Source organism: Virgibacillus halodenitrificans JCM 12304 (assembly GCF_001310895.1).
Classification (GTDB): Bacteria; Bacillota; Bacilli; order Bacillales; family Amphibacillaceae; genus Virgibacillus_Q; species Virgibacillus_Q halodenitrificans.
The window spans coordinates 55,435-73,158 of the sequence record NZ_BAZS01000001.1; the positions used below are offsets into that span (position 1 = coordinate 55,435).

Consider the following 17,724-nt stretch of genomic DNA (forward strand, 5'->3'; position numbering starts at 1 on the left):
AAAACCTCAATTCTTGGTATATATATAAGATTTTATAAATAAAAAAAGGATAAATCAACTATTGTGGTTAACTATCCTGTATTTTTATTTATTTCTGGATATATATGTATAACTGTAAAATAATTACTTCATGCCAACTTTAAGGGATATTTCCCAAGGGAGTAAAAAGGCTGCCAATTTTAAAGGGCTCAATACGCTTAGTCTGTAAAGATAACGTACATGTACAAATAAACGAAAAAATACTCCCATACTGCTTTTAAAAAACTTAATCCTTTAATGCGCTTCCAGCTTTGGTCATTACTTGTTTTACTACTTCAGAAAACATCAGCCCGATGGCAATTCCGCCGGCAAGCAGCATGACCTTTGCTGATAATTGAACAGCTGTAAAATAATCATTCTCTACAAAATTACGCATAGCATCATAAGCGATTCCACCTGGAACAAGGGGGATAATTCCAGAAACATTAAAAATAATGACAGGTGTTTTATACAGTTTGGCACATAATTGGCTTAAAACAGCAACAAGCATCGCACCAAAAATTGTAGCTGGAACCACATCAAGTCCTTCTGCTACTAAAATATAATACAAAATCCAGCCAAACATCCCAACAAGCCCACATTGTAATAATCTATCTCTTGGTGCGTTGAATAACACACCAAACCCTGCCGCCGCAACAAAACTGGTGATTAGTTGTGCTAAATCAATCATGTGCTTCCCTCCTTAAAATCTAAATTAAACAAAAGCAAGAACGACTGCAACTCCTGCACCAATTGCAAAGGATGTTAATATGGCTTCAGCTCCTTTAGACAAGCCTGCTACAAGGTGTCCAGCCATCAGATCTCGTACAGCATTCGTAATATGCAGGCCTGGTACAAGTGGCATGACAGCCCCAATTATAATCTTATCCAAATCAACTCCAACGCCCTGTGTAATAAACAGAATAGAGGCAAGTCCAATAATTAAAGAAGCAAAAAATTCAGCGATAAATCGGATCTCAACAATTTTTTCTGCGCCAAGCATAGCAGCAAAACCAAGTCCACCTGCAATAAAGGAGGGAAGGAAGTCAGGCCATGATCCGCCAAACATGATAGTGAAGCTGCCACTGACAAATGCTGCCGCAATAATTTGCAGCCAGTATGGGAAAGCTAATTTCGCTTCAGATACATTATTTAATAATAAATTTGCTTCATATACGGTTAGTTCGCCTGCCGTTATTCTTCTGGAAATACTGTTAACTTCCGCAATTTTATGTAAATCAGTGGCGCGATGGGAAATTCTTCGAAAATGAGTTGCTTCCGAGCTATCCATTGAAAAGTTGATGCCTGTAGGTGTTGCATAACTCTGTGCATCATGTAAACCAAATGCAGCTGCTATGCGATTCATGGTATCTTCCACTCGATACGTTTCTGCACCACACTCCAGCATGATTTTTCCTGCAAGCATACATACCTTAGCCACTGCAACCTTTTCCTTCATTTACTCACCCTCTCTCTATGTAATAGTAAACGGCAATATCTCTAGCTATTATATGACGGAACGCTTTGGATTGAAAGAAAACACAGGAAATTTAAACAAAAAAATATTGAATAAAGTTAAGGTAATCTTATAAAACAAGAAGAGAATAAGAAGATAGTTTCATATAAGATTCCTATTGATATCGTAAGAACAACACCATCAGATGGAGTAGACCAAACCATCAAAAATCCAGGTGGTCAATAAATAGAAAGAGTTCATTTGTATTGAATATAAATCAAAATCTCACGGTAATAAATTGCCTCCGTGAGATTTTTTAATTCCTTCTAATTATTTTGTTCATATAGTATAGTCTGCGCGATCCCAATAAAATACTCCGATTCATCGATGATATGGTTAATAACCACTCTGGCTGTTGAGTTGTTTTCTGCTGCTTTACTTTCTGTTTTTACTTTTCTGCAGAATTGAGTAAATGCTACACTTTCCTGCAGACAGAAAGAGATGAGCTCCAGAACTTGCTTATAAAGATGCGGAGGCAGCTGATTATTACCACGAACCACTGTCTCAACATAGCGCCGTACATGCTGATGGGTTGTTTCCAATACATCCTCCCAGTGCTTTAAGGCTTCGACATACTCCTTCTCCAAATCACTCATTAATTCCCGCATAACAACTGTATGCTCCGCTTCCTGCTCTTTCCAAAATTCCGCCTCATCCAGCACACGAAGCGGCATTTGATTGCCATAATAAAATTGCAAAACATCATCTCCCTGGTCCAAATAATAGAACACGTCCACTTGATGTATATGTAGGGAGATGTAGTTATATGTAATAGAAAAGGTTATATGGAATTAGTTAATCACAATTTTCTAACCCAATTTGGAAAAGTCAGTTCTTGTAAAATCTGAAGCTCTTTTTCTCTTTGTTCCTGATAAGAACTAACGGAGCGTAAATCCTTGTCTACAATAGCTGGATGGGTCATGATTTCAATCGAATGATGTGGTTGCTGTTGTAGCTTATCAAAAAGCTTTTCATCCACACCTTCCCCATAAAAATCCAACCAAAGTGCTTCGGTTAGCAGGATATCTTTTTCGTTCTTTAGCGTGTCTGTATAACGGACAGGTACCTGGTATTCATTTGCTAGCTGAAGAACGAGATTTTTTAATGGTGCCCAGCCGTGTATATGGTGATGACTATCAATATGATGAAGTGGAAGCCCAGTGGCTAAAAATGCTTCCAGTTGCGAACGCCACTCTCTTTCTACTTCCTCTAAATCAGGTGCTTCCATCTGTGCAAAGTTATTCGTGTATCGGAAATTACCTTTCTCATTAGTCAATCCGAAAACATTGTTAGATAGCGGCTTCCCCCATGTAAGAACAAGATGTATTCCTACTTTTAGCGAGGGATTCAATTTAGCGGCTACTACTGCATATTCGGTTGCTAAACCATTCATCATTAAGGTTGTGGACTGAACAATGCCATATAGATGGGATTGAACAATTCCGTCGGTAACTCCCTTTGTTAATCCAAAATCATCTGCATTCACTAAAACTTTCAAGACTCATTCCCCTCTCTTATTCATTAGGATAGTTACGCTCAATCACAAAATTTGTTTTATCTCCTCGGAAAAAGGAACGAGAATATTCTACTATTTTACCGTTTGCATCTTCAGCAATTGTTTCAATATAAAAACACGGTAAGCCTTCTTCATAATCTAATTGGTTAGCAATTCGTTCATCAGCAAAAGCAATTTCCACATGTTCTGTTGTCTTTGCTATATGAATCTGGAAAACATCTTTCATAGCTGCATATAAGGAAGTTTCTGCATGCTCCTTTGTAACTCCGGGAGCGACGACCAAGGAATATAAGCGATTTCGTATTGTGTTGGCTCACCATTTGCTTTTCGAACGCGTTCAATCCGTTGTACGGGATCGTTTGGTGCAACTTGTAATGTTTGTTGTAACAATTCTGTAGCAGGAATAACTTGTATGCCGACTAGAACAATCTCTGCCCTCTTTCCTTGGACCGCGACCTGATCACTATATCGTTTTACAGTGTGAGACAATGTTTGCTTTACTTTTTGTTCAGCTACATAGGTGCCTTTTCCTTGATGACGGACAAGATAGCCTTCCAGTGTTAATTGGTTTAATGCAGTTCTCACAGTGGTTCGGCTAACATCAAAATCCTTACATAGCTCCAACTCAGTTGGTATCTTCTCACCTTTTTTATAAATATTTGATTTTATTCTATTTAAAATTTCTTCTTTAATATAAACATGAAGTGCTTGATTTTTTTCCATATATTTTCTCCTTTAATAATCTCCTTTAAGTGTACTAAAATGCCTGGAAAATAACAACTTATTATCAAATGTAGTAACAAATAATACAATTTTATAAAAATAACTAGACAATAAAAAATATGTATGATACATTTTATTAAAGATAACAACATATTATGAATTACAAGAAATTAATTATTAAAACTTAAGCGTTTACAAAAATGCATCAAAGGAGTCTTGCGAAATGGCATTAAAAGTAGTCGTGATAGGTGGAGGATCCAGCTATACACCAGAAATTATTGAAGGACTTATTAAAAGACATTCCTCTTTTCCTGTAACGGAGATTGTACTAGTAGATATTGAAGCGGGAAAAGAAAAGCTGCAGATTATTGGAGAATTGTCGAAACGAATGATTGAAAAGTCCGGCAAATCTATTAATCTAGCCTGGACATTGGACAGAAGAAAAGCACTGCAAGGAGCAGATTTCGTATCTACACAAATTCGTGTGGGTGGACTGGAAGCACGTGCCAAGGATGAGCGAATACCATTAAGTCATGGATTTATTGGACAGGAAACAAATGGGGCTGGAGGTATATTCAAGGCATTCCGTACGATTCCTGTATTAATGGAACTGGCAGCAGATATTCACCAAATTTGCCCGGATGCATGGATGATCAATTTTACAAATCCTGCCGGTATTATTACAGAAGCTTTGTTAAAGCATTCGCAACACGATAAAGTTATTGGTGTTTGCAACATTCCATATAACATGCGTCATTCCACAGCAGAGATCCTGCATGTGGCTCCAGAGGAAGTGGATATTCAATTTGTTGGTATGAATCACTTTGTCTTTGGAAGAAGAGTATTTGTGAGCGGGATCGATCGCACCCAAGAAGTTTTGGAGAAATTAAAACAAGGGCTTGATTATTCACCTGCTAATATTGTAAACCTTGGTTGGTCCAGCACATTCATAGATGCGTTAGGCCTTTTGCCAAACCCGTATCATCAGTATTATTATCAGACGGAAGAAGTGTTGAAAAAAGATATAAAAGCATTTGAAGAAAACGGAACAAGAGCAGAAAAGGTACAAGAATTGGAAAGATCCTTGTTTAAATTATATACAAATCCTGATCTCCACGATAAACCGAAGGAATTGGAAGAAAGAGGAGGGGCCTTTTATAGTGACGTTGCCTGTAGTCTGATGGATTCCATCTATAATAATAAGAAGGATATTCAGACTGTAAATACTCGTAATAATGGCGCAATCCCAGATCTGCCAAATGATGCAGTTATCGAAGTGAATAGTGTTATTACGAAAAATGGGCCTAAGCCGTTAGTTGTCGGTCCACTTCCTTCATCTATCAAAGGAATGGTTACCCATATGAAGGCGTTTGAAGAGCAAGTAATTCAAGCAGGTATTTCCGGTTCATATAATGATGCCTATATTGCCATGTTAATGAATCCACTAATGCAAGACGAAAAAGGAAGTAAATTGGTTCTTGACGAGCTGTTGGAAGCACATAAAGCGTTTTTACCACAATTTAATTAGGGAGGAAATAGTATGAATAAATTTATGGAAAAATTTATTGAAATTGCCGGGCGGATTGGTGCCCAACGTCACTTAGTGGCTATACGTGATGGATTTGTAGCTATCATGCCATTGATTATTGTAGGATCTCTCGCAATACTAGTTAATAATTTTCCACCATTCGGTTCCTTTGACTTTGTTGCATGGATGAATGGGATATTTGGAGAGGGCAACTGGCAAACAGTTGGCGGCAGTATCTGGAATGGGACATTTGCGGTATTAGGTTTACTTGTGGCTTTCTCCATAGCTTATAATCTCGCTAAGTCCTATGAAGTAGATGGCCTTTCAGCTGGTATTATCTCGGCGGCAGCTTATATTATGCTTGTGCCGGTAACGGAAGATTGGGGTCTGAATTTCGCTTGGCTTGGAGCCCAAGGATTGTTTGTCGCTATTGTACTTTCTATTTTAGTAACCGAGTTGTTCCGTGTTCTGGTAAAATCAAAATGGACAATTAAGATGCCAGAAGGTGTCCCAGAGGGTGTTGCAAGGTCATTTAAAGCATTAATCCCTGCTACAATTATATTAATTCTTATTGGTTTCTTTCAAGCTATCATGAGCGTATTTGCTGAAATAAGTGTATTTGAATGGATCTTTAGTGTAATTCAAGAGCCGTTGCAAGGTCTTGGTAACACATTACCTGCAGCTATTATTATTGCTTTTTTAAATCATTTATTATGGTTCTTCGGATTGCATGGTACGAATATCATTGGTTCTGTCATCGAACCACTTTACTTACCGCTAATTCAAGAAAATCTGGAACTATTTAAAAGCGGTGTGTCTGCCTTTGATGTACCATATACAGTTACTAAACCATTCCTTGATTCATTCGTTTTTATGGGCGGATCAGGTACAACAATTGCATTGCTGGCAGCCATTTTTATTGTGATTAAACAACAGAAAAACCATCCGTACCGTGAAGTCGCAAAGCTATCTGCACCAGCTGGATTGTTTAATATAAACGAACCTGTTATTTTTGGATTACCAATTGTATTAAATCCTGTTATGTTAATTCCGTTTATTTTGGTACCGGTTACGTTAACGATTATTTCTTATGTAGCACTATCTACAGGACTTGTACCTAAAACGGTGGCATTAGTACCTTGGACCACACCACCTATTTTAAGTGGATATCTTGTCACAGGAGGAAGCTGGAGAGGAATTGCTCTACAGGTGTTCAACTTGGTTCTGGCAACACTCATGTATATTCCGTTCATTATGGCAGGTGCAAGAACATTAAAAGCAAAAATGGAGGATAACTAACATGCAAACAACAGAAGAAATACAAATGCTTTCTTTTACCATAATACTTCACGCAGGGAATGCGCGTTCACATGCGATGGAAGCAATTTCTCTGGCTAAAACTTATCAATTTGATGAAGCACGAGGTAAAATTGAAGAAGCAGAAAAAGAGTTTACTGAAGCCCATCATCAGCAGACGAAACTACTACAAGATGAGGCAAACGGTCAGGCAAATGAAGTAACGGTTATTCTTGTTCACGCACAGGATCATCTCATGACTGCAATGACTGTTAAAGATCTAGCAAATGAAATGATCGACATGTATGAAAAAATGCAATCCATGGAGGAGGCTAAAAAATGAAAATCATTTTAGTATGTTCAGCCGGAATGTCAACGTCTATGTTAGTTAATAAAATGAGAAAGGCTGCAGAGGATCGTGGAATGGATGCTGAAATCAATGCTATAGCAGAATCTCAGCTGAAAAATAATCTTGAGGGACTTGATGTTGTTTTGGTAGGGCCACAGGTTAGATACTTGGAGAAAAAAATTAAACAACAGCTCGAACCACAAGGAATTAAAGTTGCGATTATCGATCAAATAGCATATGGTATGATGCAAGGTGATAAGGTATTGGATCAGGCAATTGAATTAAAAGGATAGAGGTAGCTTGGCCATTTTCTTGAAAAAAGCTATTCATCATGTATAATAAAAGCTAATTGAATAGAAACGTTTTCTAGGGTTCCGTAACATGTCATGTTAGTCTGGTCCGAGAGAAAACTCACAGCTAAGCTGTGCCACGGAGGGACAAAAGCCTGGGAGATACTGTTTACAGTTATCTCCCTTTTTAGTGGAAAAAAATCTTGGAGGTGCTTATGACATGAATGCAAACTGGTTAAAAGTATTTATTGCTGCCTTTTTTGAGGTAGGTTGGGTAATTGGTTTAAAACATGCAGATGGTGTAATGGAGTGGGCGGCTACTGTTATTTGTATTATCGTCAGCTTTTATTTATTAATCATGGCGGGAGAAAAGCTTCCTGTTGGCACGGTTTATGCTGTGTTTGTTGGATTAGGTACTGCAGGGACAGTTTTTTCAGGGATTATATTCTTTGATGAACCCTTTAAAATAGCAAAAATATTACTAATCTGCGTTTTACTCGCCGGGGTAATTGGCTTGAAAATAGTTACAGAAGATAATGCTACGGAAGGGGCTGAATCCTAATGGCATGGCTTTTTCTCATATTCGCAGGCTTATTTGAGATGATTGGTGTGTTAATGATTAGTAAGCTGCACAAAGACCGGAGCTGGCAGTCACTTCTACTCCTCTTCCTGGGATTTGGCGCAAGTTTTCTATTCCTTTCTTTTGCAATGGAGACATTGCCTATGGGAATCGCATATGCCGTTTGGACAGGAATCGGCGCATCTGGAGGAGCAATTGTAGGAATGATTTTATATGGAGAATCAAAGGATTGGAAAAGAGTTGCTTTTATAGCAATGATTATAGGAGCAACCATTGGTTTGAAACTAGTTTCGTAAATAGAAAGAAGGAGAGCTTGGGAGGCTCTCCTTCTTTCTATTTATCAAGTATTATGGCATCATCAGGAACAAGGATACAAGAGCGATAAGTGGCATACTCATAGAAAGCGGCAAGCTGACCATCGCAAAGGCATTCACTGTTTCTTCAGATTCTGGTGTCACATCAATCCGCTTATTAACAAGAATAAAGAAAACTGTATATGCCATTAAAAATAAAACAATTAAAAATGGGATATAGAGCGCTGATATCGTTTGAACGGGTTCGAGGTTGATGAACCCATAAACAATTAAAAGGATAGGAATCGCTTCACTGATGGCAATACCTATCATAAACTTTGTTTGAACTTTATCTCTTAAACTAGGATCTTCTTTGAGCTTACTGCTATGTATCTTATAAAGTATTAAAATAGGAATTACAGCCAGTACAGCTGCAGCTACAAAAATATAAGGAACCAATTGATTAACCTCCTTTTCCAGATAATTTAGGTAATATTATCTTACCATAGAATCTGGAAAAGAACATCGGAAAGTTGGTGAGGAGTCGAGCGAGACAAAAAGACACATTGCCGAGACAGCAGGGGGCTCATCCGAGACAGGCGCCCGCCACCCGAGACAAGATCGCACACGCCCGAGACAGGCGATCGCCCATCCGAGACAACCGAGCGTCTACCCGAGACACCAGCGCTTGCACCCGAGACAGCCCAGCGTCCACCCGAGACAGGATCGCATACGCCCGAGACAAGCGACCGTCCATCCGAGACAGACGCACTCACCCATGCGAGACAACCCAGCGTCTACCCGAGACACCAGCACAGCATTTCACTTAAAATACAGGAGAAAATTACTTCCCGTGTTTACCTCATATCTCCATTCTCCCTGCACGATAAATATGTTGCTTACTGTCAGGTGCGAAGCCTGAAATAGTTACTTCAAACACTTCTTCTTGAGGTGAATCTCCAGCAACCTCCACAATTTTTGAGGCTCTTCCATTTCCTTTTTTAATGAAACCTGAGGTAACTAAACGGTTATTCGTCTGTGGCAACAAGTCTGCATCCCCTACAATTGGAGAGAAAAATGCTTGGCCACGCTCTTCTCCATATGTCCATACTTCCTCGACTGTCTTTTCCTTTTCATTAATGCGGTACTGTACTGCTCTGCTATATTGTTGACTCACTGTTTCATCTCCGCGGGTTATTCGATTATTATTGTCAAAAAGCATAATATCCAATGTCTCCGCGTTTCCGTCCTGATCAGCAAGAGCCATCACAGCATGGGGACCAGCCGGGTATTTAAAGTTTTGGCCTTTAGGTGTAAGTAAAACATCCTGATAATCGTCTGGCCATCCTTCTGGAGAAGAAAGAATCCAATCGATGTTTCCATCTGGAAAACTGTGCTTCATTACCAGGTCCTGATGTCTTGCTGTCATAACGACAGAATCGCTTTGTGTATCCAGCCAAATAGAATTATTATGAAGCCAATCGCCTACCTCTGAGCCGATACCAACATAATTTTCCTGAAAAGCTTTAGGAAAAAGGCTGGCATAGTCTAAGCGATTTATTACTTTTCCCGTCCTGCGATTTAACTCGACTAACCGATCTTCCAATGAATTCTCTGTTTGTTCGTGTGTCGTAACCAAAAGATTTCCATTGGAGAGCTCCATCACGTCTGTGTTAATTGCTGTAGTTGGGATCTCTGATTTAGCATAAATCGGATAGTAGTAATAGATCTTACCAAGTAAATCAATTTCCAATATTAAGTTGTGTTGTGTTTTAGGTGACCTGGTGTAGACTAAGAAATTGCCATTGGACAACGGCTTGAACAATTGTCTTATATTAAGGGTGCTATACCAACGAACCTTTGCTTGATTGTCGATGGCAAATAGATAGTTTGCACTTGGAACAATAAATGTAAGTCCATCTTCCATCTTCTCAGGAAGCGAATGATCCAATTTGATATTTAAAAAGTCCTTTGGTAATGATTTTGTTTTTAAAAAGATAGTGTTGGTTTCATAGGTGCCTGAGTGAAACGTAGCCGTAACAGTTATCCTGTTTTTTGTGTTAGGATACAGTCCGATAATAGGGAGTCTGTGAATAGTATGATAACCAGGATAGGTTTTCGTAATCGGATTTTCTCCGTCAATAGTGACTGAAACATGGGCTGGCTTCGAAGTTGTAAACAAAATTAAAGCTGTTAATGGGGCATTATGGTACGGATTTAGCTGAACTAAAGGATTGGTAATGGTATGTGTACGATGATTAAATCGTCTTTCAAGCCTTTTAATAATTTGTTGTTGTCTGTGCATTTGAGGTGTTTTACGACGTGATGTAGTCATAGGTACTCTGTCTCTCCTTTAAAAAATTAAATGAAAATAAAAAGTTCTGCCATCTGCTATTTGCTCTCTATTAACCTATTCCCTAAAAAAATGATTTCATTCTTATTATATTTGGAATGGGACGCCAGGTTCAAGCGAGAAACTTAAAAATCCGAATGAGAGAGCAGTTCATCCAAATGAGAGAGCCGAGCATCCAAATGAGAGAGAGACGGCCAGCATGAGAGAGCCGCCCACTCAAATGAGAGAGGACCGCACTCAAATGAGAGGCCTACCCCTTCATATGAGAGAGGCCCGCACTCAAATGAGAGACCAGGCATTCATATGAGAGAGGCCCGCACTCAAATGAGAGACCGAGGCATTTATATGAGAGAGGCCCGCACTCAAATGAGAGACCAGGCATTCATATGAGAGAGGCCCGCACTCAAATGAGAGACCTACCATTCATATGAGAGAGCCCTGCCCCCAAATGAGCCCCCACCGCCCCCAGAAGCCAACACCCCATTCAAACCAACTCACCGCTGGACTTCCTCCAACACCATTCTCTTCCATTTCAAGAATTCTTCTGAAAGCAGGATTTGTTCATCCCGTGGGCGAGCAAATGGTACCTCGAATACACGCTTTACCTTTGCTGGTCCTGCGCTTAATACAACAATTTTATCCGACAAAAAAAGTGCTTCATCTATACTGTGGGTGATAAATAAAATAGACTGCTGGTTATCCTCCCAAATATGAAGCAGCCATTTTTGCATGTCTAATCTGGTAAACTCATCTAATGCAGAAAAAGGTTCATCAAGGCAAAGAAAGGATTGGGGACTAAGCAATGCGCGAATAAATGATGCACGCTGCTTCATGCCTCCCGACAGTTCATGGGGATAGCTATGAATTACCTCCCCAAGGCCCGCTTTTTGCAACATTTCCTTGGCCAACCCTTCTTCTTTTCTACCTTGAAGCTCTTGTCCAATCAACACATTCTGTAAAATTGTTCGCCACGGAAACAGCGAGGCATGTTGGGGCATGTAGCTAATATGTCCAGTCGTATTCGTGATATTATCCTCATTCTTCCAAATTTCTCCGCCATCTGGCATTAACAGACCACCGATCAGATTAAACAGGGTCGTTTTACCACTGCCTGAAGGCCCAATAAGAGATACAAATTCACCCTCAGCAATTTCAAGCGATATGTCCTCCAAGACAATTTTATCACCAAAATGCTTACTAATCTGCTTTACAGAAAGCATTAGACAGTGCCCCCTTTCTTATTCCATTTCAATACAAGCTTTTCCAATAGTACAATCAACCCGAAGAAAGTGAGGCTTAGCACCATAACAACAATGATGGCAACAAATACTCTCGATGTTCGGAAAGAGGAAGTAGCTAATGTCATAAAAACACCAATACCTTCTTGTGCACCAAGCCACTCAGATATAACAGCAGCCATAACACTATAAGTTGCTGATATTTTTAGCCCTGAAAAAATGGAAGGTAAGGCATGAGGGAATTCTAATTTCCAAAATAATTGCCTTTTTGTTGCTCCCATCATTTTCATATAATGTACCAACTCGCGACTTGTTTGTTGAAAACCACCCAACGCCGAAACGGCAATAGGGAAAAAGCATGACAATGTAATAATAATTAACTTTGGAAGCGATCCAAAACCGAACCAGATAACAAGCAGGGGAGCAAGGACAATAATTGGGATGTTTTGGGATAATATTAAAAATGGATAAAAGGTTTCTCTTACCCTAGGGAGCATATGTAATAAAATAGCAACAGCTAATCCCACGCTAATACCAATAATAAATCCGCCAATCGTTAATTTCACTGTAGCTACAAAATGAAAGAGAAACTCTTCCCACGTATGCTGTGCTTCACTTAAAATGTCGGTTGGAGCAGGCAAAAGCCATTCCTCTATCGTAAATACACGAGTTGCTACTTGCCAAATAACGATAAATAGAAGGATGGCAGCAAGTGGCCGCCATCCTTTAGTGAAAATTTGTCTCATCGGTATTTCTCCGTAAGTGTGTCCATTGTAATTCCTGACGGCTGGTGTAAAATTTTAATTTGGGATATAACATTTTCAGCACCGATTTCCACCATGCGTGCATTCATTTTTTCCACGATGTGAAGAAGTTCGGATAATTCTCCTTCCATCGTTGTTTCCAACGGATTTACCTGATAAGTTACTCCTGCTTCATCAATTATCGCAATCGCCTCATCAACCATTCCATATACATCTTTTACATTGTCCGCCTTTGGGATAATTTGAATACTAACTAACGAATTTGCCATCAATAGTTCCCCCTATTCCTTTGTTGGTAAAAACTCATTCGTAAATGCTTTTTCTACGTCAATATCTTTATTTATAATCTCGTTTTCGACCATCCAATTTGTGAATGTCTGCCATCTTTCCTTTTCTTGGATTCCCCATTGTTTTGCATCATCCTGATATCTTGGAGATAACCATTTTTGACTGTTTTTCACCAGATCTTCATCTAAGTCGGGTGCGTGTTTTAATAAAATGTCTGCAGCTTCCTCTGGTTGATCAATTGCAAATTCATAGCCTTTCGCTGCAGCGGTCATAAATGCTTTTACAGTTTCTGGATTTTCTTCAATCATTGTTTCGTTCGTAGCAAGCACTGGTGTATAGTAATCCAGCTCTTCGGCAAAATCTTTAAGATAAATTGCATTCAATTCTTCTCCGCGGGTCTCTGCTTCAATGCCTGTCCAACCGTAAAAGATATTTGCAAAATCAATATCGCGTTTCACTGCAGTGAAGTAATCGGAGCTTCCGATATTTAAAAAGTCAACTTTATCTACATCTGCACCGTGCTGCTTCATAATTGTGCCAAGCACCGCTTTTTCCATATCTGTTCCATAACCGCCATAAACCTTTCCTTCAAAATCAGCAGGCTCCGTAATATCTTTGCCGACCGGCGAAGCGTAGGCTGCGGTGTTATGTTGAATAACGGCAGCGATCGAAACAATTGGCAGATCTTCTGCTCTTGCTTGTGTTAATTCTTCCTGAAAGCTAACCCCGAAATCTGCCTTTCCTGCAGCCATCAGCTGATTTGCTCCAGCCTCTCCAGGCAGCATGAGCTCTACGTCCAGACCTTGTTCTTTAAAATATCCTTTTTCTTTTGCTACATAGAGTCCTGTATGGTTTGTATTTGGTGTCCAATCTAAGGCAAATTTAATCGGAGTTAACTCCCCATCCTTACTCTTGGCTTCGCCTGATTGACCATCCTCTTGATTACACCCTGTTATAAAAATTAGAAATAAAACAACAACAAGTCCATAAAAAAACTTCTTCATATCTCTTCCTCCTTCATTGTTCTATTGCAAATGCTGGGACCCAAACGTTATCTTTTATATTCATAGTTGTTTGATTGCTACGAACTAGAGGTAACTTATTTCTCTGTTCATACAAAATGGCTAAATAACACCGCTAGGGAAAAACACTGCGCTTTTCGGGGGCGGCTGATGAGCCTCGGGCCAACATGATGTTGGTCATGAAGGCGTTGCGACAATGGGGTTTGGTGGGGCGAGTATGCGCAGCCCCAGGACGTCGCGACTTTAGCCTTCCGACCTTTACACCGCATTCCGGGGTCTCACCTATGCCTCATCTCCCCCAGAAGTCTTCGTATTTTTCCTTCGCTAAGGTACATTTTTACTTCAATGAAAAACATATTATTAAAATAGATGAGCTGTACCAAATGATTGGAATGGAAGATGGCAATCTAAGAACGCTATGCCCTGGGGATGAGACTACGATTACTCGTCCCATCGAAAACATTTTGGGCACCGATTGCATGACCAACGCCCTCGAAAAGGAAAACCACTTTTTCATCATGCGATGTTTCTCTTAAAAGCTTTCCTTATAACCCGCGGCTCCAGCCGGAATGCATGAGCTGAACACGCTGTATATAGCGGGTTACTATCACACCACATTATCAGTGAAGGAAAATCACGCAGACTCCTGCGGGAAAAGCAACGACTGAAGATCCCGCAGGAAGTGTTTTTCTTCCGAGGAAGCTGAAGGTTGCCCGCGGAAAGCGAAGTGTATTTACCGAAACGGCAGTTTACAGCACAAGGTAGTTCACAGTCCCTCCATTTTAAAGATTATTGGATAACCCCAATATAAATCACCCAGAACCTAAAAAAGCGCTAGAGGTTTAGTCCTCTAGCGCTTGGTATAACATTCATCATGTTGAGAAAAATATGATTATGTTCCCTCCGCTGGTACCAACCAGATCAGGTTCTAAGGGTCAGTATCATACGGATACAATCTCAGCCAGCTTCACCAGCCCCCCTACATTTAGTATTATGAAATTGACGGCAGGAACGTCTTCCAACCTGTGACGTATAACGCGTTACAAGGACAGTATGCCATAGAAGGAAGAACAATGTAAAGGTATTTGGACAAATAATTCTGAAAAACAAACATAATCCCTTAAATTCCCGTACGAAGGAACTATAATTTGCTAAAAGAAGCCAACCTTCGCTATAATTTAAGAACAAAAGCGCAAGCGTCTTATTTAGCAAATGTTTGTTTAGACTATATAATAGGAGAATATAATGTTTACTTATACAGAGTTAGTTCTCGCAGGTTTGATTGCGTTAGTTACCACACTGGTTTTAACGTATCCGGTGAAATGGCTCTCCATAAAACTTGGGGCAGTAGATTTTCCCAGCCATCGGAAGATACATACAAAAGTAACACCACGGTTGGGCGGAATCGCTATTTTCTTCGGTGCCCTGGCAGGAGCTATCTATTTACAGCCAAGTCACCCGCATTTACCTGAAATTTTTCTAGGGGCCATTGTTATTTTGATCACTGGTATCCTGGACGACCGTTACAATATTCGACCAGTTGTTAAACTCACAGGACAGCTACTCGCTGCATCCTTCCTGATTTCTTCCGGGTTAATTATAGAAAAACTGACCTTACCCTTTATTGGTACAGTGGAACTTGGCTTTATAAGTGTATTTGTTACCGTTCTTTGGATTGTTGGTGTTACCAACGCCATTAATCTAATTGATGGGCTTGATGGATTGGCAACAGGGGTAACCACTATTGCGTTGATAAGTATCTTTGCAATGGCAATTATTGATAGCCAAATTCTAGTTGCTTACTTATGTATATCTATCATTGGAGCCAATGTTGGGTTTTTATTTCATAATTTTTATCCTGCGAAAATCTATATGGGAGATACAGGCTCGAATTTTCTGGGGTATATGATAGCATGTGTATCCATGCTTGGCCTATTTAAAAATATAGCGCTATTTAGCTTTATTATTCCAGTCATTGTCTTGGCTGTTCCCATATTTGATACATTATTTGCTATAGTAAGAAGAGCATATAATAAAGAAAACATTATGATGGCAGATAATAAACATATTCATTACCAGCTTCTAAGAGCCGGCTACAGTCACCGCACGACCGTGCTCATCATCTATGGCTTTAGTGCTTTATTTGGGCTTATGGCAATACTGCTTTCTAATGCAAGTATCGTCATTAACCTCCTCGTCACATTATTCTTATTGGCATTGTTCCAACTTTTCGCAGAGATGATTGGGATTGTGATCGGGGGAAAACAGCCATTATTGGAGGCATTGCGGAAATTAGTGAATAAAGGAAGCAGAAACAGATAGCATAGAATGTATGATTATATGTTAATACATTATTTAAAATAGAGAGGAAGTTTTATACGATGGCAAAACAGCAAATTGGCGTTATCGGTTTAGCAGTAATGGGAAAAAATCTTGCAATGAACATGGAATCAAGAGGATATTCTGTTGCTGTATACAATCGTTCCGTGGAAAAAACAGAGGACTTTATGGCAAATGAAGCAAAAGGAAAGAACTTTGTCGGAGCTACATCGATCGAAGAATTTATTGAGTCTCTCGAAAAGCCCCGCAAAATCATGCTAATGGTTAAAGCAGGAGATGCTACTGATGCAACGATTGCAACGTTGAAGCCTTATCTGGAAAAAGGCGATATACTTATCGATGGTGGAAACACATTGTATGAGGATACGATTCGTCGTAATAAAGAACTGGAAAAAACAGGAATTCACTTTATCGGGACAGGCGTATCCGGTGGGGAAGAGGGAGCACTTAAAGGTCCTTCCATGATGCCAGGTGGTCAGAAAGAAGCATATGATTTGGTTGCACCTATCTTTGAAGCAATTGCTGCCAAAGTGGATGATGCACCTTGTACGACGTATATCGGCCCGGATGGCGCTGGTCATTTTGTAAAGATGGTTCATAATGGAATTGAGTATGGCGATATGCAGTTAATCTCTGAAGCATACTTTATCTTAAAGCATGTACTAGGTCTTGACACAGATGAATTACATGATGTATTTGCGGATTGGAATAAAGGGGAGCTTGACAGCTATCTAATTGAAATCACAGCAGATATCTTTAAGAAAAAAGATGAAGATACAGGTCAGCCACTTATTGATGTTATTTTAGATACGGCCGGTCAAAAGGGTACAGGAAAATGGACAAGCAAAAATGCACTAGATCTTGGTGTTCCACTACCTTTAATTACCGAATCCGTTTTTGCCCGTTTTATTTCTGCAATGAAGGATGAACGCGTAAAAGCAAGCAAAGTTCTTAGCGGACCTGCTCCAGAAGCCTTTACAGGAGATAAAGGAGAGTTAATTGAGGCAGTAAGAAAAGCTCTTTATATGAGTAAAATCTGTTCATACGCACAAGGCTTTGCCCAAATGCGTGCTCAATCAGAAGAATACGGATGGGATCTGAAGTATGGCGACATTGCTATGATCTGGCGTGGTGGTTGTATTATCCGTGCCCACTTCCTGCAAAAAATTAAAGAAGCATATGACCGTGATCCAGCTCTAGCAAATCTAATGCTTGATCCATATTTCAAGGAAATTGTCGAGGGTTACCAATCTGCATTGCGTGAGGTTGTCTCTGTAGCAGTCAAGCATGGTATTGCTGTTCCAACATTCTCCAGTGCCATTGCATATTATGACAGCTATCGTTCCGAAGATTTACCAGCAAATTTACTGCAAGCACAACGTGATTATTTCGGTGCCCACACCTATCAGCGTAAAGATAAAGAAGGCACTTTCCATACGAATTGGTTTAACTAATAAAAAAAGCATAGTGAAAGATTCTACAAAAAAGCACGCTCTTGAGGAGTGTGCTTTTTATCTTTAAAGGAGTTTTTTTCTGAATGAACATTACAACCAGCCAGTAACAAGATGGTAAACGTCAAAATAAGAACATTGAAATTTATTGGAATGTGA

Annotated in this window: 18 protein-coding genes, 1 pseudogene and 2 riboswitches; of the genes and pseudogenes, 8 read left to right on the forward strand and 11 right to left on the reverse strand. The window is 39.7% G+C overall.

The features are described 5' to 3' along the window. Positions 1-265: 265 nt before the first annotated feature. From JCM12304_RS00265 to JCM12304_RS00285, 5 genes and pseudogenes are all read right to left on the reverse strand, one after another. Positions 266-709, reverse strand: a complete 444-nt coding sequence (locus JCM12304_RS00265; RefSeq protein ID WP_060678160.1) for a threonine/serine exporter family protein — start codon at positions 707-709, stop codon at positions 266-268. 24 nt (positions 710-733) lie between these two features. Then, a complete protein-coding gene (locus JCM12304_RS00270) occupies positions 734-1,477 on the reverse strand; it encodes a threonine/serine exporter family protein (protein ID WP_060678161.1) in 744 nt (247 codons plus the stop codon). A 323-nt stretch (positions 1,478-1,800) separates the two neighbouring features. Continuing rightward, entirely contained in the window at positions 1,801-2,232 is a 432-nt protein-coding gene (locus JCM12304_RS00275; protein WP_019378027.1) for a DUF2935 domain-containing protein, read from the reverse strand. Positions 2,233-2,333: 101 nt separating this feature from the next. Then, positions 2,334-3,032: a chitin disaccharide deacetylase gene (chbG, locus tag JCM12304_RS00280; RefSeq protein ID WP_060678162.1), complete on the reverse strand. Its 699-nt coding sequence runs from the start codon at positions 3,030-3,032 to the stop codon at positions 2,334-2,336. A 16-nt stretch (positions 3,033-3,048) separates the two neighbouring features. After that, positions 3,049-3,773, reverse strand: a pseudogene (locus JCM12304_RS00285) (GntR family transcriptional regulator). A gap of 223 nt (positions 3,774-3,996) precedes the next feature. On the opposite strand from JCM12304_RS00285, the gene JCM12304_RS00290 reads away from it, so the two are divergent. The 6 genes from JCM12304_RS00290 to JCM12304_RS00315 all read left to right on the forward strand — a co-directional run bounded on the left by JCM12304_RS00290 (position 3,997) and on the right by JCM12304_RS00315 (position 8,112). Beyond that, positions 3,997-5,301 carry a 6-phospho-beta-glucosidase gene (locus tag JCM12304_RS00290; RefSeq protein WP_060678163.1) on the forward strand — a complete coding sequence of 435 codons (1,305 nt, stop codon included), beginning with the start codon at positions 3,997-3,999 and terminating at the stop codon, positions 5,299-5,301. A 12-nt stretch (positions 5,302-5,313) separates the two neighbouring features. Next, positions 5,314-6,600 carry a PTS sugar transporter subunit IIC gene (locus JCM12304_RS00295; protein ID WP_254844411.1) on the forward strand — a complete coding sequence of 429 codons (1,287 nt, stop codon included), beginning with the start codon at positions 5,314-5,316 and terminating at the stop codon, positions 6,598-6,600. 1 nt (position 6,601) lies between these two features. Next, positions 6,602-6,940 (forward strand): PTS lactose/cellobiose transporter subunit IIA, encoded by a 339-nt coding sequence (locus JCM12304_RS00300; RefSeq protein ID WP_019378032.1) that lies wholly within the window; start codon positions 6,602-6,604, stop codon positions 6,938-6,940. Then, positions 6,937-7,239, forward strand: a complete 303-nt coding sequence (locus JCM12304_RS00305) for a PTS sugar transporter subunit IIB (protein ID WP_019378033.1) — start codon at positions 6,937-6,939, stop codon at positions 7,237-7,239. The genes JCM12304_RS00300 and JCM12304_RS00305 overlap by 4 nt, the downstream gene beginning before the upstream one ends. 62 nt (positions 7,240-7,301) lie before the next feature. Continuing rightward, a riboswitch (guanidine-I (ykkC/yxkD leader) is annotated at positions 7,302-7,400 on the forward strand. Between the two features lie 56 nt (positions 7,401-7,456). Then, positions 7,457-7,798 (forward strand): DMT family transporter, encoded by a 342-nt coding sequence (locus JCM12304_RS00310; protein ID WP_060678164.1) that lies wholly within the window; start codon positions 7,457-7,459, stop codon positions 7,796-7,798. Further along, the gene (locus JCM12304_RS00315) at positions 7,798-8,112 is read left to right on the forward strand and encodes a DMT family transporter (RefSeq protein ID WP_019378035.1); all 315 of its coding nucleotides are present in this window, start codon (positions 7,798-7,800) and stop codon (positions 8,110-8,112) included. The genes JCM12304_RS00310 and JCM12304_RS00315 overlap by 1 nt, the downstream gene beginning before the upstream one ends. Before the next feature lie 51 nt (positions 8,113-8,163). On the opposite strand, the gene JCM12304_RS00320 is transcribed toward JCM12304_RS00315, so the two are convergent. The 6 genes from JCM12304_RS00320 to JCM12304_RS00345 form a co-directional block, all read right to left on the reverse strand. After that, entirely contained in the window at positions 8,164-8,568 is a 405-nt protein-coding gene (locus JCM12304_RS00320; protein ID WP_060678165.1) for a hypothetical protein, read from the reverse strand. A 403-nt stretch (positions 8,569-8,971) separates the two neighbouring features. Next, positions 8,972-10,444, reverse strand: coding sequence for an aryl-sulfate sulfotransferase (locus JCM12304_RS00325; protein ID WP_060678166.1), 1,473 nt, complete (start codon positions 10,442-10,444; stop codon positions 8,972-8,974). Positions 10,445-10,956: 512 nt separating this feature from the next. Next, complete coding sequence (locus JCM12304_RS00330; protein ID WP_060678167.1) at positions 10,957-11,682, reverse strand: ABC transporter ATP-binding protein; 726 nt, start codon at positions 11,680-11,682, stop codon at positions 10,957-10,959. Then, on the reverse strand, positions 11,682-12,446 hold the full coding sequence (locus tag JCM12304_RS00335; RefSeq protein ID WP_060678168.1) for an ABC transporter permease: 765 nt from the start codon (positions 12,444-12,446) through the stop codon (positions 11,682-11,684). Before JCM12304_RS00335 ends, JCM12304_RS00330 begins: the two co-directional genes overlap by 1 nt. Beyond that, positions 12,443-12,733, reverse strand: coding sequence for a thiamine-binding protein (locus JCM12304_RS00340; RefSeq protein WP_019378040.1), 291 nt, complete (start codon positions 12,731-12,733; stop codon positions 12,443-12,445). Before JCM12304_RS00340 ends, JCM12304_RS00335 begins: the two co-directional genes overlap by 4 nt. A gap of 12 nt (positions 12,734-12,745) precedes the next feature. After that, on the reverse strand, positions 12,746-13,756 hold the full coding sequence (locus tag JCM12304_RS00345; RefSeq protein ID WP_060678169.1) for an ABC transporter substrate-binding protein: 1,011 nt from the start codon (positions 13,754-13,756) through the stop codon (positions 12,746-12,748). 899 nt (positions 13,757-14,655) lie between these two features. Next, a riboswitch (TPP riboswitch) is annotated at positions 14,656-14,765 on the reverse strand. A gap of 254 nt (positions 14,766-15,019) precedes the next feature. Here JCM12304_RS00345 and JCM12304_RS00355 point away from each other — a divergent pair. After that, positions 15,020-16,096 (forward strand): glycosyltransferase family 4 protein, encoded by a 1,077-nt coding sequence (locus JCM12304_RS00355; RefSeq protein WP_060678171.1) that lies wholly within the window; start codon positions 15,020-15,022, stop codon positions 16,094-16,096. A 59-nt stretch (positions 16,097-16,155) separates the two neighbouring features. Then, entirely contained in the window at positions 16,156-17,568 is a 1,413-nt protein-coding gene (gnd, locus tag JCM12304_RS00360) for an NADP-dependent phosphogluconate dehydrogenase (protein ID WP_060678172.1), read from the forward strand. Positions 17,569-17,724: the final 156 nt, after the last annotated feature.

What these genes read in the sequence shown, in the direction of transcription:
- JCM12304_RS00265 (WP_060678160.1), bottom strand. Translation starts at nt 709, where the DNA reads ATGATTGATTTAGCACAACTAATCACCAGTTTTGTTGCGGCGGCAGGG.
- JCM12304_RS00270 (WP_060678161.1), bottom strand. Translation starts at nt 1,477, where the DNA reads ATGAAGGAAAAGGTTGCAGTGGCTAAGGTATGTATGCTTGCAGGAAAA.
- JCM12304_RS00290 (WP_060678163.1), top strand. Translation starts at nt 3,997, where the DNA reads ATGGCATTAAAAGTAGTCGTGATAGGTGGAGGATCCAGCTATACACCA.
- JCM12304_RS00295 (WP_254844411.1), top strand. Translation starts at nt 5,314, where the DNA reads ATGAATAAATTTATGGAAAAATTTATTGAAATTGCCGGGCGGATTGGT.
- JCM12304_RS00300 (WP_019378032.1), top strand. Translation starts at nt 6,602, where the DNA reads ATGCAAACAACAGAAGAAATACAAATGCTTTCTTTTACCATAATACTT.
- JCM12304_RS00305 (WP_019378033.1), top strand. Translation starts at nt 6,937, where the DNA reads ATGAAAATCATTTTAGTATGTTCAGCCGGAATGTCAACGTCTATGTTA.
- JCM12304_RS00310 (WP_060678164.1), top strand. Translation starts at nt 7,457, where the DNA reads ATGAATGCAAACTGGTTAAAAGTATTTATTGCTGCCTTTTTTGAGGTA.
- JCM12304_RS00315 (WP_019378035.1), top strand. Translation starts at nt 7,798, where the DNA reads ATGGCATGGCTTTTTCTCATATTCGCAGGCTTATTTGAGATGATTGGT.
- JCM12304_RS00325 (WP_060678166.1), bottom strand. Translation starts at nt 10,444, where the DNA reads ATGACTACATCACGTCGTAAAACACCTCAAATGCACAGACAACAACAA.
- JCM12304_RS00330 (WP_060678167.1), bottom strand. Translation starts at nt 11,682, where the DNA reads ATGCTTTCTGTAAAGCAGATTAGTAAGCATTTTGGTGATAAAATTGTC.
- JCM12304_RS00335 (WP_060678168.1), bottom strand. Translation starts at nt 12,446, where the DNA reads ATGAGACAAATTTTCACTAAAGGATGGCGGCCACTTGCTGCCATCCTT.
- JCM12304_RS00340 (WP_019378040.1), bottom strand. Translation starts at nt 12,733, where the DNA reads ATGGCAAATTCGTTAGTTAGTATTCAAATTATCCCAAAGGCGGACAAT.
- JCM12304_RS00345 (WP_060678169.1), bottom strand. Translation starts at nt 13,756, where the DNA reads ATGAAGAAGTTTTTTTATGGACTTGTTGTTGTTTTATTTCTAATTTTT.
- JCM12304_RS00355 (WP_060678171.1), top strand. Translation starts at nt 15,020, where the DNA reads ATGTTTACTTATACAGAGTTAGTTCTCGCAGGTTTGATTGCGTTAGTT.
- gnd (WP_060678172.1), top strand. Translation starts at nt 16,156, where the DNA reads ATGGCAAAACAGCAAATTGGCGTTATCGGTTTAGCAGTAATGGGAAAA.